The organism is Streptomyces sp. C1-1, assembly GCF_050214755.1.
Taxonomy (GTDB): domain Bacteria; phylum Actinomycetota; class Actinomycetes; order Streptomycetales; family Streptomycetaceae; genus Streptomyces.
This window is the reverse complement of record NZ_CP189826.1, coordinates 7,565,798-7,580,213: the sequence shown is the minus strand read 5'-3', so window position 1 is coordinate 7,580,213 and position 14,416 is coordinate 7,565,798. Positions and strand designations below refer to the sequence as shown.

The window sequence follows — 14,416 nt, the reverse complement described above, 5'->3', positions numbered from 1 at the left end:
GCGTACGGGCGTACACAAGGAGGAGTCGCGGCGAGACCGGGAAGGCGCCGAGGAGGGGCTGTGAAGTCCCGTGCGCGACGGGAGGCGCTTCACTATCCCGTAAGCAGGTTTTTCCAGGGACGTTGAACATTCGCGGAAATCGCTTGCCGAAACATCTCCCCCAACTCGCCCTGGCTCCACTAGTGTTTCACCGCTCAATCACCCCACCCTCACACCCCCGGCCGCCGCCATGGGCGCCGCTGGAGGAACTGCGCATGCCAGAATTCACGCCCGAGCCCTCTCGCGAACCCTGGGAGAACGGCTGGGCCCCCGACACGTCCCGCGCGCCGGGCACCCGAAGACTGTGGCTGGCCGGCGGGCTCGCCATAGCCACCGTCATCACCTGCGTGATGGCGGTGGCCGTCATGGACACGGGCGCCGACCGTGCCTCGAAGGCGTCGCAGGACCCGTCGTCCACCGAGACCGTCCCCGGCCTGATCTCCTTCGCCTCACCCTCCGTCAAGAACGCGGCACCGCCGGGCGGCAAGAGCGGCATGTCGTCGACGCATCCCAGCACCTCCCCCGAGCCCCAGGAGAACGGCTCACCGTCCGCGGCGCGGAGCACCAAGCCCCCCAAGTCCCCCGGCTCGCACGCGAGTTCACCCTCCAAGCCGAAGCCGTCGGTCAGCTGGCGGTCCGTCGACTCGGTCAACTACCCCGACCGCTACTGGCACGTGAGCGGCGACTACGTGAAGCTCGACCCCCTCGGCGGCTCGGAGTCCCGTCAAGACTCCACGTTCAAACTGGTCAAGGGCCTGGCCGACAGCTCCTGTTACTCGTTCGCCACGCACGACGGCAGCTACCTGCGCCACCGCAACTTCCTGCTGCGCGACGAACCGAACGACGGCTCGGCCGTGTTCCGGCAGGACGCGACCTTCTGCCCCCGCGCCTCCGCCTACTCGGGCGCGGTCATGCTGGAGTCGGTCAACTACCCGGGCCGCTTCCTGCGCCACCAGAACTTCCAGCTGAAGCTCGATCCGTTCCAGAACAGCTCGCTCTATCTCTCGGATTCGGCGTTCCGGCTGGTGGGCGGCGTGGCCTGACACGGCGCAGCGGCGGCACCACAGCACGAAGCGGCGGCACCCGCGAAGGGTGCCGCCGCTTGCTGTCCGGGGGAGGTCTCAGACGTTGAAGCCGAGCGCCCGCAACTGCTCCCGCCCGTCGTCCGTGATCTTGTCCGGGCCCCACGGCGGCATCCAGACCCAGTTGATGCGCAGCTCGTTGACGAGGCCGTCCGTGGCGGACTTGGCCTGGTCCTCGATGACGTCCGTCAGCGGGCAGGCCGCCGACGTCAGGGTCATGTCGATCGTCGCGATGTTCGCGTCGTCGATGTGGATGCCGTAGATCAGGCCGAGATTGACGACGTCGATGCCCAGCTCGGGGTCGACGACGTCGTACAGCGCCTCGCGGAGTTCCTCCTCCGAGGCCGGCTTCATCTCAACGGTCTCGCTCATGCCGTCTTCCTTTCGGCGTCGGCGCCCAGCGCCTGGGCCGTCGCGTCCTTCCACGCCATCCAGCTGAGGAGGGCGCACTTGACCCGCGCCGGGTACTTGGAGACGCCGGCGAACGCGACCGCGTCCTCCAGCACCTCCTCCATCGCGTCGTCCGGCTCGATCCGGCCCTTGGACTGCATCAGCTCCAGGAAGGTCTCCTGGATCTTCTGCGCGTCCGTCAGGTCCTTGCCGACCAGCAGTTCGTTCAGCACCGAGGCGGAGGCCTGGCTGATCGAACAGCCCTGGCCCTCGTACGAGACGTCCTCGATCCGCTCGCCGTCGTACTTCACGCGAAGGGTGATCTCGTCGCCGCACGTCGGGTTCACGTGGTGCACCTCGGCGTCGCCGTCCCTCAGACCACGCCCGTGCGGGTGCTTGTAGTGGTCCAGGATGACTTCCTGGTACATCGAGTCCAGCTTCATGCGATCGCTCGTCCCATCAGCCGAAGAAGTTCAGTACGTGCTCCAGCCCCTCGACCAGTGCGTCGATCTCGGCCGGCGTGGAGTACAGATAGAACGACGCTCGCGTGGTCGCGGGAATTCCGTACCGGAGGCAGACGGGGCGGGCGCAGTGGTGTCCCACGCGGACCGCGATGCCCTGCTCGTCCAGTACCTGACCCACGTCGTGCGGGTGGATGTCGCCGAGCGTGAAGGAGATCGCCGCGCCCCGGTCCTCGGCCGTGGTCGGGCCGATGATCCTGAGGTCGGGGACCTCCGCCAGCCGCTTGACGGCGTACTCGGTCAGCGCGTGCTCATGGGCGAGGATCTTGTCCATGCCGATCGCGTCGAGGTAGTCGATCGCCGCGCCCAGGCCCACGGCCTGCGCGATCGGCGGGGTGCCCGCCTCGAACTTGTGCGGCGCCGGGGCGTAGGTCGAGGAGTGCATCGACACCGTCTCGATCATCTCGCCGCCGCCCAGGAACGGAGGCAGGTCCTCCAGCAGCTCCTGGCGGCCCCAGAGCACGCCGATGCCGGTCGGGCCGCACATCTTGTGGCCGGTGAAGGCCACGAAGTCGGCCTGCAGGGCCTGCACGTCGACCGGCATGTGCGGGGCGGCCTGCGAGGCGTCGATGCAGACGAGGGCACCGACCTCCTGCGCACGCCGGATGATCGTCTCGACCGGGTTGACCGTGCCCAGGATGTTCGACACCAGCACGAAGGAGACGATCTTCGTCTTCTCGGTGATGATCTCGTCGATGTTGGACAGGTCGAGGCGGCCGTCGTCGGTCAGGCCGAACCACTTCAGCTTCGCGCCCGTGCGCTGCGCGAGCAGCTGCCACGGCACGATGTTGGAGTGGTGCTCCATCTCCGTGATGACGATCTCGGTCTCGTGGTCCACGCGGTAGGGCTCGTCGGCCCAGCCCAGCATGTTCGCCACGAGGTTGAGCGACTCGGAGGCGTTCTTGGTGAAGATCACCTCGTCGCGGCTCGGCGCGTTGATGAACGCGGCGACCTTGTCGCGCGCGCCCTCGTACAACGCCGTGGCCTCCTCGGCGAGCACATGCACACCGCGGTGGACGTTGGCGTTGTAGCGCTCGTAGTACTCGGAGAGGGCGTCCAGCACCTGGCGCGGCTTCTGCGAGGTCGCCGCGTTGTCCAGGTACACGAGCTTCTGCCCGTCGTGGACCTGACGGTCCAGGATGGGGAAGTCCTTGCGGATCGCCTCGGTGTCGAGGAGGCCCGGCAGCTGTGTCACGCGGATACGCCACCCTTCGTGTAAACCTCGTAGCCCTCGTTCTCCAGCTTGTCGGCGAGCTCGGCGCCGCCGGACTCGACGATGCGACCGCCGGAGAAGACGTGGACGAAGTCGGGCTTGATGTAGCGCAGGATGCGCGTGTAGTGCGTGATCAGCAGGGTGCCGACCTCGCCGGACTCGCGGACGCGGTTGACGCCCTCGGAGACGACCCGGAGCGCGTCGACGTCCAGGCCGGAGTCCGTCTCGTCGAGGATCGCGATCTTCGGCTTGAGCAGTTCGAGCTGGAGGATCTCGTGGCGCTTCTTCTCACCGCCGGAGAAGCCCTCGTTGACGTTGCGCTCGGCGAAGGAGGAGTCCATGTGCAGGCGCTCCATGGCCTCCTTGACCTCCTTCACCCAGGTGCGCAGCTTGGGGGCCTCGCCGCGGATCGCGGTGGCGGAGGTGCGCAGGAAGTTGGAGACCGAGACGCCGGGGACCTCGACCGGGTACTGCATCGCCAGGAACAGGCCGGCCCGGGCGCGCTCGTCGACGGACATCTCCAGGACGTCCTCGCCGTCGAGGGTGACGGTGCCGCCGGTGATCGTGTACTTCGGGTGGCCCGCGAGGGAGTAGGCGAGGGTCGACTTGCCGGAGCCGTTGGGGCCCATGATGGCGTGCGTCTCGCCCTGCTTCACGGTCAGGTCGACGCCCTTGAGGATCTCCTTCGTGGCGTTGTCGGCCTCGACGGTGACGCGCAGGTCTCGGATTTCAAGCGTTGCCATGGGTGCCTCAGGACTCCTGGTTGAGGGAGACGAGAACGTCGTCCCCTTCGATCTTTACGGGGTATACGGGGACGGGGCGCGTCGCGGGGAGGCCGGACGGCTTGCCGGTACGGAGGTCGAAGCTGGAGCCGTGCAGCCAGCACTCGATCTGGCAGTCCTCCACCTCGCCCTCGGAGAGGGAGACGTTCGCGTGCGAGCAGATGTCGTGGATCGCGAACACCTCGCCCTCGGTCTTGACGACCGAGACCGGCGTGCCGTCGAGTTCCACCCGCTTCGGGGTGTCCTCCTCCAGCTCGCTCAGCCCACAGGCGCGTACGAACGCTGACATCAGACCGACGCCTCCAGCTCCTCGTCGATCTTCTCCAGCAGTCGCGCCTGGATGTCGTCGACGCCGATCTGCTGGACCAGCTCGGCGAAGAAGCCGCGGACCACCAGGCGACGGGCCTCGTCGGCGGGGATGCCGCGGGCCATCAGGTAGAAGAGCTGCTCGTCGTCGAAGCGGCCGGTGGCGGAGGCGTGGCCGGCGCCGACGATCTCGCCGGTCTCGATCTCGAGGTTCGGCACCGAGTCGACGCGGGCGCCGTCGGTCAGCACCAGGTTGCGGTTCATCTCGTACGTGTCCGTGCCCTCGGCCTTGGCCTCGATGAGCACATCGCCGATCCACACCGCGTGGGCGCCCTCGCCCTGGAGCGCGCCCTTGTAGGCGACGTTCGACTTGCAGTGCGGGGTGTTGTGGTCGACGAGGAGGCGGTGCTCCTGGTGCTGGCCGGCGTCGGTGAAGTAGAGGCCGAACAGTTCGGCCTCGCCGCCGGGGCCCGCGTAGGCGACGCGCGGGTGCAGGCGTACGAGGTCGCCGCCGAAGGTGACCACGAAGGACTTGAAGGTGGCGTCGCGGCCGATCAGCGCGTTGTGCTGGCCGACGTGGACGGCCTTGTCGTCCCAGTCCTGGACGGAGACGACGGTCAGCTTGGCGCCGTCGCCCAGGATGTAGTCGACGTTGGCGGCGAGCACGGCGTCACCGGTGTGGTCGATGACGACGACGGCCTCGGCGAAGGCTCCGAGCTCGACGACCTGGTGGCCGTAGGCGACCCCGCCCTCGCCGTGCACGGCGATGCGGATGGGCTCGGTGAGCACCGTCTCCTTGGGGACGGTGACCACGCCGGCCTTCTCGAACGCCGAGTACGCCTGGGCGGCGATGCGGTCCACCGGGGTGCCGGCCTTGCCGATCCGGGCGTCGCCGCGGTCGACGGTCTCGACGGTGACGCCCTCGGGGGCCTCGACCGCGACCTTCACGCCCTCGCCGGTGGCGACGGCGGTGCCGTCGTGCAGGCCGCGCAGGCGCTCCAGCGGGGTGAACCGCCACTCCTCCTCGCGGCCGTGCGGGACCGGGAAGTCCGCCACGTCGAAGGAGGGGGGCGCGCTCATGCGCGTGGCGACGGTCGACTCGGCGGCCACCGCGATCTGGCCGGCGGTCGTGCTGCCCACCGGGATGTTCTGAACCTCAGCCATGGCTGTCGGTCTGCTCGCTTTCTTACGTGAGTGGCTTGATGGTGACAGCGGTGGGCGTCAGCCGACCGCGCCTTCCATCTGAAGCTCGATCAGCCGGTTGAGTTCCAGCGCGTACTCCATGGGCAGCTCCTTCGCGATGGGCTCGACGAAGCCGCGCACGATCATCGCCATCGCCTCGAACTCGCTGAGGCCGCGGCTCATCAGGTAGAAGAGCTGGTCCTCGGAGACCTTGGAGACGGTCGCCTCGTGGCCCATGGACACGTCGTCCTCGCGGACGTCCACGTAGGGGTACGTGTCGGAGCGGGAGATGGTGTCGACGAGCAGCGCGTCGCACAGCACGTTCGACTTGGAGCCGTGGGCGCCCTCGCCGATCTCGACCAGACCGCGGTAGGAGGTACGGCCGCCGCCGCGCGCCACCGACTTGGAGACGATGTTGGAGGAGGTGTTCGGCGCCATGTGGACCATCTTGGAGCCGGCGTCCTGGTGCTGGCCCTCGCCCGCGAAGGCGATGGACAGGGTCTCGCCCTTGGCGTGCTCGCCCATCAGGTAGACGGCCGGGTACTTCATCGTCACCTTGGAGCCGATGTTGCCGTCGATCCACTCCATGGTGGCGCCCTCGTAGGCGACGGCGCGCTTGGTGACCAGGTTGTAGACGTTGTTCGACCAGTTCTGGATGGTCGTGTAGCGGCAGCGGGCGTTCTTCTTGACGATGATCTCGACGACCGCGGAGTGCAGCGAGTCCGACTTGTAGATCGGGGCGGTGCAGCCCTCGACGTAGTGCACGTAGGCGCCCTCGTCGACGATGATCAGGGTCCGCTCGAACTGGCCCATGTTCTCCGTGTTGATGCGGAAGTAGGCCTGGAGCGGGATCTCCACGTGGACGCCCGGCGGGACGTAGATGAAGGAGCCGCCGGACCACACCGCGGTGTTCAGCGACGCGAACTTGTTGTCGCCGACCGGGATGACCGTGCCGAAGTACTCCTTGAAGAGCTCCGGGTGCTCCTTGAGCGCGGTGTCGGTGTCCAGGAAGATGACGCCCTGCTCCTCCAGGTCCTCGCGGATCTGGTGGTAGACGACCTCCGACTCGTACTGGGCGGCGACACCGGCGACGAGGCGCTGCTTCTCCGCCTCGGGGATGCCGAGCTTGTCGTACGTGTTCTTGATGTCCTCGGGCAGGTCCTCCCAGGACTCCGCCTGCTTCTCCGTGGAACGCACGAAGTACTTGATGTTGTCGAAGTCGATGCCCGACAGGTCCGAGCCCCAGTTCGGCATGGGCTTCTTCTCGAACAGGCGCAGCCCCTTGAGACGGAGCTTGGTCATCCACTCCGGCTCGTTCTTCTTGGCGGAGATGTCCCGGACGACGTCCTCGCCCAGACCGCGCTTGGCAGAGGCACCGGCCTCGTCGGAGTCGGCCCAGCCGTATTCGTACTTACCCAGCCCCTCGAGCTCGGGGTGGGCAGTCTCCTCGATGGGGAGAGTCATGCGGGGTTCCTCCCGGCCGTGCTTGCAGATGCGTTGTGAGTGATCTCGGAAATCTTTGGGATGAACGTCGTGCAGACGCCGTCGCCGTGCGCGATGGTCGCCAGTCGCTGGACGTGGGTACCCAGCAGCTGGGAGAAGATCTCGGTCTCCGCCTCGCATAGCTGCGGGAACTTTTCCGCGACATGGGCGACGGGGCAGTGGTGCTGGCACAGCTGCTCGCCGACCGGTGCGCTGCGCGCCGTAGCAGCGTACCCGTCCGCGCTCAGGGCCCTGGCCAGGGCTTCCGTGCGCTCTTCGGGGGCGGCGGCCTCGATCGCCCTGCGGTAGGCGTCGGCCTGCTCGGCGATCCTCGCGCGTGCGAAGGCGACGACCGCCTCGTCCCCGCCGAACCGCTCCTGGATGAAGCGCAGGGCGTCCGCGGCGAGCTTGTCGTACGACTGGTCGAAGGCGTCGCGGCCGCAGTCGGTGAGCGCGAACACCTTGGCGGGACGGCCGCGCGTGCGTGTGCCGTACACCCGCTGCTCCCGCGCCTCGACGACGTCGTCGGCGACCAGCGCGTCCAGATGCCGTCGTACGGCGGCCGGGGTCAGGCCCAGCCGGCCGGCCAGCTCGGTGACGGTCGACGGCCCGTGGTCCAGGATGGACCGCGCGACGCGGTTGCGCGTCGAGCGCTCACCGGTCGCGAGCTCCTCCTGAGGGGTCCCCGTGGGGGTCTCCCGAGCTTCGCCGACGTTTTTCACAACGCCATTGTTGCGTAATTCCTCAGGACCGGGCAAGCGGCGTCCGGCCACCGGACGGTGCCCTGCGTCACTTAGGCTCACCTAATCCGACCTGCGAAAACGATCTTTGATCGATCAAACAGGTGGCATCCGGCGGACCCGTGGGTAAGACTCCCGACCATGGCGACACCCCCTCCGACCGGCCCACTTGTCACGCGCGACACACTGGCCGCACAGCTGCGCCGGCTCGGCGTCCAGAGCGGTGAGACCCTCCTCGTGCACTCCTCCCTGAGCAGTCTCGGCTGGGTCTGCGGAGGAGCCGTCGCGGTGGTCCGGGCCCTGCTGGACGCGGTCGGCCCGGACGGCACGATCGTCGTCCCCACCCAGACCGGCGACATCTCCGACCCGGCGCTGTGGAACAGCCCGCCGGTGCCCGAGGAGTGGTGGGCGCGGATCCGGGCCACGATGCCCGCGTACGACCCCCTGGTCACCCCCACGCGCGGGGTCGGCGTCGTCCCGGAGACCTTGCGCACCTGGCCGGGGGCCCTGCGCAGCGCGCACCCCCAGACGTCCTTCGCCGCCGTCGGCCCGGACGCGGCGCGGATCGTCGACGGGCACGCGACGGACTGCCGGCTGGGCGAGGACAGCCCACTGGCCAGGCTGGAGGAGACGGGCGCCCGGGTGCTTCTCCTGGGCGCCGGCTACGCGTCGTGCACGAGCTTCCACCTGGCCGAGTACCGCATCCCCTCGCCGCTCGTCGGCGTGGGCCGTCCCGTGCCGGGCGGCGGCTGGGAGACGGTGATCGAGGTGTCGATCACCTCGGCCCGCTTCGACGAGCTGGGCCACGACTTCGAACGGGACCGTCAGGTCGTACGGGGAAAGGCGGGCGCGGCCGACGTGCGGCTGTTCCCCGTGGCGGACGCGGTGGCGTACGCCGAGCGGTGGCTGCCGCTGCACCGCTCACGCGAGGAGGAGATGGCGACGGGTGCAGATCCCGCACCCGCCCGTCGGAGCCACTCGCCCCGTACCTAGACTCGGGCCCATGCGAAGTGAGCCCGTGGTCCAGGTTCAGGCCCTGGTGAAGCGGTACGGCACGAAAACCGCCGTGGACGGCCTCGACCTGGTGGCCCAGGCGGGCGTGACCGCCGTACTCGGTCCGAACGGCGCGGGCAAGACGACGACGGTCGAGACCTGCGAGGGATACCGCAGACCGGACTCCGGCACGGTGCGCGTCCTCGGCCTCGACCCGGTGCGCCAGTCCCGTGAACTGCACCCCCGCATCGGGGTGATGCTCCAGTCCGGAGGCGTGTACTCGGGCGCGCGGGCCGACGAGATGCTCCGGCACGTGGCGAAGCTGCACGCGAACCCGCTGGACGTGGACGCCCTGATCGATCGCCTCGGCCTCGGCTCCTGCGGCCGTACGGCCTACCGCCGCCTCTCCGGCGGCCAGCAGCAGCGCCTGGCCCTCGCGATGGCGGTGGTCGGCCGCCCCGAGCTGGTGTTCCTCGACGAGCCCACGGCCGGCCTCGACCCGCAGGCCCGGCACGCCACCTGGGACCTGGTCCGCGACCTGCGCGCCGACGGCGTCTCGGTGATCCTCACCACGCACTACATGGAGGAGGCCGAGCAGCTCGCCGACGACGTCGCGATCATCGACGCGGGCCGGGTCATCGCCCACGGCTCCCCCGAGGAGCTGTGCCGGGGCGGGGCGGAGAACACCCTGCGCTTCGTCGGCCGCCCCGGCCTCGACGTGGGGTCGCTGCTCAAGGCGCTCCCGGCGGACTGCTCGGCCGCCGAGCTGACGCCGGGCTCGTACCGGGTCGTCGGCAAGGTCGACCCGCAGCTGCTCGCGACGGTGGCGTCCTGGTGCGCGCAGCACGGCGTGATGCCGGACAGGATCTCGGTGGAACGGCACACCCTCGAAGACGTTTTCTTGGAGCTCACGGGCAAGGAGTTGCGCGCATGATTCCGGGTCGCACAGGGACCTGCCGGGGGTCCGGGGGTTGTCCCCAGGGAAGACACAGCCTGGAACTCACCGGCAAGGAGCTGCGCTCGTGACGACCGTGGGCACCGGTGTCTACACACCGAAGCCGGGCGCGGCCCCCCTGCCCCGCATGATCGCGGCGCAGGCGGCGCTGGAGACGAAGATGCTGCTGCGCAACGGCGAGCAGCTGCTGCTGACGGTCGTGATCCCGACCCTGCTGCTGGTCCTGTTCAGCTCGGTGGACATCGTGGACACGGGCGCGGGCGAGGCCGTCGACTTCCTCACCCCCGGCATCCTCGCGCTGGCGGTGATGTCCACGGCCTTCACCGGCCAGGCGATCGCCACGGGCTTCGAGCGCCGCTACGGCGTCCTCAAGCGCCTCGCCTCCTCCCCGCTCCCCCGCTGGGGCCTGATGACGGCGAAGACGGCGTCGGTGCTGGTCACGGAGGTCCTGCAGGTGATCCTGCTGACGGTGATCGCCGTCACCCTCGGCTGGTCCCCGCACGGGAACCCGCTCGCGGTCGCCCTTCTGCTCGTCCTGGGCACGGCGGCCTTCTCGGGGCTGGGCCTCCTCATGGCGGGCACCCTGAAGGCCGAGGCGACCCTGGCCGCCGCCAACCTGGTCTTCCTGCTGCTGCTCGTGGGCGGCGGGGTGATCGTGCCGCTGGACAAGTTCCCGCAGGGAGCGCAGGACGTCCTGGGCCTGCTGCCGATCTCGGCCCTGTCGGACGGCCTGCGGGACGTGCTGCAGCACGGCGCCGGCATGCCGTGGGGCGACCTGGGGATCCTGGCCGTGTGGGCGGTCGTGGGGCTGGCCGCGGCGGGGAAGTTCTTCCGCTGGGAGTAGCAGGGAAGTGAGCGGTCATGGACCCTCGTGAAAGCGTGCACAAGCGGCGGCCTACGATGGTGCCCGTGCCAAACGTGACCCGCGCCGACGCCCTCGCGGCCGTGCGCAACCCGCTCGCCTTCATCGCCGCACGCTGGACCCCGACACCCCGGACGGTTCGGCGGGCGGCCCTCTCCGCGCTCGTCATGTCGGTGGTCATCGTGGTCACCGGCGGCGCGGTACGCCTCACCGGTTCCGGGCTCGGCTGCCCGACCTGGCCGAAGTGCACCGCCGACTCGCTCACCACGACCAGCGCGATGGGCTTCCACGGCATCATCGAGTTCGGCAACCGCATGCTGACCTACGTGCTCTGCGCGGCCGTCGGCTGGGCGATCGTCGCCGCGCGCTCGGAGAAGCCGTACCGGCGCAGTCTGACCCGGCTGGGCTGGGCACAGTTCTGGATCGTGATGGGCAACGCGATCCTGGGCGGCATCGTGGTGCTGGTCGGCCTCAACCCGTACACGGTCGCGGCGCACTTCCTGCTCTCCTCCGCCCTGATCGCCGTGGCCACCGTCATGTGGCAGCGCACCCGCGAGGGCGACGGGACGCCCCGGCCGCTGGTCGGCAAGCCCGTGCAGCAGATGGTGTGGTTCCTGGTGCTGGCCGCCACACTGCTCATCGCGGTCGGCACGGTGGTCACCGGCGCGGGCCCGCACGCCGGTGACTCCCGCGAGGTCGAGCGGATGCCGCTGGACTGGGAGACGGTCAGCAAGCTGCACGCCGTACTGGCCTGGATCGTGGTCACGCTGACGTTCGCCCTGTGGTTCGTGCTCAAGGCGGTCGACGCGCCCGCCGCCCCCCTCGCCCGCACCCGCGAGCTCTTCGTGATCCTGCTCGCCCAGGGCGTCATCGGTTACGTCCAGTACTTCACCAAGCTCCCCGAGGCCCTGGTCGGCCTGCACATGTTCGGCTCCTGCCTGGTGTGGATCGGCGTGCTGCGGGTGCTGCTGGCGCTGCGCGAGCGGCCGGAGGTCGTGGCCGACCTGCCGGGGCCCTCGGCCGAGATGACGATCGGCACGCGCGCGTAGGCCGTACGGCTCACTCCAGCCCGTACACCCGCCGGGCGTTCCCCGCCGCCACCAGCCCCGCGACCCGCTGCGCGTCCGCCAGCGACCACGCCCCCTCGGCCACCCAGCGGCCCAGCACCCGTCCGAGCGCCTCCCGGAACAGCCGGGCGCCCACCACGTGCAGTTCGGGCAGGCCGTGCGCCCCGCTGGAGAAGAGGATCTTGCCGAAGGGGGCCAGTTCCAGGATCTCGGCGAGTACGGTCGCGGCGCGCGCGCCGGTGCGCACCAGGGCGGCGCCCGAGTCGGCGTAGACGTGCGGGAAGGCACCCGCGAGGTGGGCGGCGTGCCGGTGGTAGGGGTAGCCGTGCAGCAGGACCAGGTCGGTGCCGAGGCCGGCCGTGGCACGGACGAAGTCGGTGAGCAGCACGGGGTCGGTGCGGTCGATGCGCTGGCCCGGTTCGCCGAGCCCCGCGTGGAGCTGGAGCGGCAGGCCGGAGGCGACCGCGATCCACAGCAGGTGCCGCAGCAGGACGGGGTCGGTCAGCTGGCCGCCGACCCGGCGGCCGGTCAGCCAGCGGGCCGCCGCGCCCCGCACCTCCCCCGGTCCCGGCGGCTCGGGTGCCAGGGCCAGGCCGTGGCGGGTGCCGGCGACCGAGGTGAAGGCGACCGCGCCCGCGGCGGCGCCGTGCACCGACTCGGCGAGGTTGGCGAGGAAGGACTCGACGGTGCCGGAGGTGTCGGCGACCTGCTCGGCCAGAAGTTCCAGGCGGACGATCTCACGGGCCTCGGCCGCGCTCGCGGAGGCCAGTTCGTCCGGCCCGGTGAGGTCGCCGGGCAGGCCCGTGTCGACCAGGTAGGTCGTGATCCCGCTGCCGCGCAGGAGTCTGCGGCCCGCCTCCAGCACGCCGAGTTCACGACGGCGGGCGAGGTAGCGGGCGGGATGGCAGTGCGGTTCCATGCCCAGCAGGGGCGGGCACCAGCGCCGTACGGCGAAACCCGTCTGGGTGTCGAAGAGCGTGGTGCCCGGAGCGGGCGGGCCCTCGGTGCGGGCCAGCTGGGCCTCGAAGGTGCCGAGGCCCAGTTCGGTTCTCAGTACGCCGTGGCAGTACTGGTCCACGAGGGACGGCGTTTCGATCATCCGGGCTCTCCGTCTACTGGACCGTTGCTCCTTAACAGGTCCTAACGGGTGAACCGGTCATGAGGTGTTGGCGGGACACACCCCGTGCGAAATCGCCGGAAGGGGTCAGGCGTTCGCCGGGCCGCCCAGCTGGATCCCCGCCATCCGCGTCCACTCGTACCGCCCGGTGCGCACCTTCGCGGCGAACTCCCCGTCGAAGTCCTCGTGGACGGTGATGCCGGCCTTCTGGACGGCCTTCTCGGCGAGTTCGTAGGAGGGCGCCACCAGGTCGCCCCAGCCGCCGTCCTCGCCGACGAGGACGATGCGCGCGCCGCGCTCGCCGATGTTGGCCACCTGGCCCTCGGCTCCGCCGTGCGCCTTGGAGAAGGCGCTGATCCGCTTGGCGAGCCTCGCCACCTTGCGCTCGGTCTTCGCGTCAACCTGCTGCGTGTCTGCCATGGCCAGGATGCTACCGACGAGTAGATCAAACGGCGACGGGCGGGGTGCGTGGCCTTGACCACGCACCCCGCCCGTCGGGCGGTCGAGGGGCGTCAGCGCAGGAAGGGGTCCACCGCGATCGCCACGAACAGCAGCGACACATAGGTGATGGACCAGTGGAACAGGCGCATCTCCTTCAGCTTGGCGCCCGTCGTCTCCGCCTTCGCGCGGGTCTGCAGCGCGTGTGCCTCCCACAGCCACCAGCCGCCCGCCGCCAGGGCGACCAGGGTGTAGAACCAGCCGGTGTAGCCGAGGGGGGTCAGCAGCAGGGAGACCGCCACCATCACCCAGCTGTAGATCACGATCTGCTTGGCGACGACCTTGTTGGAGGCGATGACCGGGAGCATCGGCACGCCCACGCGCGCGTAGTCGTCCTTCACCTTCATCGACAGCGGCCAGTAGTGCGGCGGCGTCCAGAAGAAGATCACCAGGAACAGGACGACCGGGGCCCAGGAGAGGGAGTCGGTCACGGCCGACCAGCCGATCAGCACGGGCATGCAGCCCGCGATGCCGCCCCACACGATGTTCTGCGAGGTACGGCGCTTGAGGATCATCGTGTAGACGACGACGTAGAAGAGGAGCGCGCCGAGGGACAGCCAGGCCGACAGCCAGTTGACGGTGAGACCGAACAGCAGCGTGGAGACGACCGCCAGGGTGATGCCGAAGGCCAGGCACTCGCGCGGGCTCACCATGCCGGTGACCAGCGGGCGCTGCGAGGTGCGGTCCATCAGCGCGTCGATGTCGCGGTCGATGTACATGTTCAGCGCGTTGGCGCCGCCCGCCGAGAGGTAGCCGCCCACGCAGGTGAGCAGCACCAGCGTCAGGTCCGGTACACCCTGCTGGGCGAGGAACATCACCGGAACGGTGGTGATGAGCAGGAGCTCGATGATCCGCGGCTTGGTCAGCGCCACGAACGCCTTGACACGGGCCCCGAACGGCCGGTGACGCGGGCTCTCGCTCGCACCGATTACCCCCGCTGGACGGGATTCGACGGCCGTCACGCACACCCCTACAGAGACATCCCAGCGAGCCTTCCCCGTGTGAAGTACGAGTAAAGGCCCGCGCGTACCACGCCACTGTAGACGTTGCCCATACCCCGGCCTTCGCGGGGGTGGGGTCGTGTTGGACGGGGCCCACAGAAGGTCGTACGCAAGCTCGATTGAGCAGTCAGATGAGCGGCTGCGTATTCAGTTGCCGAATGCCGTACAGGCCAGTCGGGAGGCGGA

General features: G+C 69.6%; 16 protein-coding genes. 5 read left to right on the top strand and 11 right to left on the bottom strand.

Annotated features, from left to right (window positions below; genetic code table 11):
• Positions 1-254: 254 nt before the first annotated feature.
• Positions 255-1,082: an AbfB domain-containing protein gene (locus tag ACQF4J_RS34390; RefSeq protein ID WP_351582408.1), complete on the top strand. Its 828-nt coding sequence runs from the start codon at positions 255-257 to the stop codon at positions 1,080-1,082.
• Between the two features lie 78 nt (positions 1,083-1,160).
• Here the strand turns inward: ACQF4J_RS34390 and ACQF4J_RS34385 are convergent, their stop codons facing one another.
• From ACQF4J_RS34385 to ACQF4J_RS34350, 8 genes are read right to left on the bottom strand one after another with little or no spacing between them, the layout of a single operon-like run.
• Complete coding sequence (locus tag ACQF4J_RS34385; protein WP_037743875.1) at positions 1,161-1,493, bottom strand: metal-sulfur cluster assembly factor; 333 nt, start codon at positions 1,491-1,493, stop codon at positions 1,161-1,163.
• Positions 1,490-1,954, bottom strand: a complete 465-nt coding sequence (gene sufU, locus ACQF4J_RS34380; RefSeq protein ID WP_272175543.1) for a Fe-S cluster assembly sulfur transfer protein SufU — start codon at positions 1,952-1,954, stop codon at positions 1,490-1,492. The genes ACQF4J_RS34385 and sufU overlap by 4 nt, the downstream gene beginning before the upstream one ends.
• 16 nt (positions 1,955-1,970) lie before the next feature.
• Entirely contained in the window at positions 1,971-3,227 is a 1,257-nt protein-coding gene (locus ACQF4J_RS34375; protein WP_427167577.1) for a cysteine desulfurase, read from the bottom strand.
• Positions 3,224-3,988 (bottom strand): Fe-S cluster assembly ATPase SufC, encoded by a 765-nt coding sequence (gene sufC, locus ACQF4J_RS34370; protein WP_351584585.1) that lies wholly within the window; start codon positions 3,986-3,988, stop codon positions 3,224-3,226. The genes ACQF4J_RS34375 and sufC overlap by 4 nt, the downstream gene beginning before the upstream one ends.
• A gap of 7 nt (positions 3,989-3,995) precedes the next feature.
• Entirely contained in the window at positions 3,996-4,316 is a 321-nt protein-coding gene (locus ACQF4J_RS34365; protein ID WP_058926031.1) for a non-heme iron oxygenase ferredoxin subunit, read from the bottom strand.
• Positions 4,316-5,497: a Fe-S cluster assembly protein SufD gene (gene sufD, locus ACQF4J_RS34360; protein ID WP_351584583.1), complete on the bottom strand. Its 1,182-nt coding sequence runs from the start codon at positions 5,495-5,497 to the stop codon at positions 4,316-4,318. Before sufD ends, ACQF4J_RS34365 begins: the two co-directional genes overlap by 1 nt.
• 57 nt (positions 5,498-5,554) lie before the next feature.
• Positions 5,555-6,979 (bottom strand): Fe-S cluster assembly protein SufB, encoded by a 1,425-nt coding sequence (gene sufB, locus ACQF4J_RS34355; RefSeq protein ID WP_351584581.1) that lies wholly within the window; start codon positions 6,977-6,979, stop codon positions 5,555-5,557.
• On the bottom strand, positions 6,976-7,719 hold the full coding sequence (locus ACQF4J_RS34350; protein ID WP_351584579.1) for a helix-turn-helix transcriptional regulator: 744 nt from the start codon (positions 7,717-7,719) through the stop codon (positions 6,976-6,978). Before ACQF4J_RS34350 ends, sufB begins: the two co-directional genes overlap by 4 nt.
• Positions 7,720-7,878: 159 nt before the next feature.
• Between ACQF4J_RS34350 and ACQF4J_RS34345 the strand changes: the two genes are divergently transcribed.
• The 4 genes from ACQF4J_RS34345 (at position 7,879) to ACQF4J_RS34330 (ending at position 11,596) form a co-directional block, all read left to right on the top strand.
• Positions 7,879-8,730: an aminoglycoside N(3)-acetyltransferase gene (locus tag ACQF4J_RS34345; RefSeq protein WP_427167576.1), complete on the top strand. Its 852-nt coding sequence runs from the start codon at positions 7,879-7,881 to the stop codon at positions 8,728-8,730.
• A gap of 10 nt (positions 8,731-8,740) precedes the next feature.
• Positions 8,741-9,664, top strand: coding sequence for an ABC transporter ATP-binding protein (locus ACQF4J_RS34340; RefSeq protein WP_351584575.1), 924 nt, complete (start codon positions 8,741-8,743; stop codon positions 9,662-9,664).
• 148 nt (positions 9,665-9,812) lie between these two features.
• The gene (locus ACQF4J_RS34335) at positions 9,813-10,529 is read left to right on the top strand and encodes an ABC transporter permease (protein ID WP_351584588.1); all 717 of its coding nucleotides are present in this window, start codon (positions 9,813-9,815) and stop codon (positions 10,527-10,529) included.
• Positions 10,530-10,585: 56 nt separating this feature from the next.
• Positions 10,586-11,596: a COX15/CtaA family protein gene (locus tag ACQF4J_RS34330; RefSeq protein ID WP_351584573.1), complete on the top strand. Its 1,011-nt coding sequence runs from the start codon at positions 10,586-10,588 to the stop codon at positions 11,594-11,596.
• Positions 11,597-11,606: 10 nt separating this feature from the next.
• On the opposite strand, the gene ACQF4J_RS34325 is transcribed toward ACQF4J_RS34330, so the two are convergent.
• The 3 genes from ACQF4J_RS34325 to ACQF4J_RS34315 form a co-directional block, all read right to left on the bottom strand.
• The gene (locus ACQF4J_RS34325) at positions 11,607-12,713 is read right to left on the bottom strand and encodes an amidohydrolase family protein (protein WP_351584571.1); all 1,107 of its coding nucleotides are present in this window, start codon (positions 12,711-12,713) and stop codon (positions 11,607-11,609) included.
• 105 nt (positions 12,714-12,818) lie between these two features.
• Entirely contained in the window at positions 12,819-13,151 is a 333-nt protein-coding gene (locus ACQF4J_RS34320) for a hypothetical protein (protein ID WP_427167575.1), read from the bottom strand.
• Between the two features lie 92 nt (positions 13,152-13,243).
• Positions 13,244-14,197 carry a heme o synthase gene (locus tag ACQF4J_RS34315; protein WP_351561658.1) on the bottom strand — a complete coding sequence of 318 codons (954 nt, stop codon included), beginning with the start codon at positions 14,195-14,197 and terminating at the stop codon, positions 13,244-13,246.
• Between the last annotated feature and the right edge of the window lie 219 nt (positions 14,198-14,416).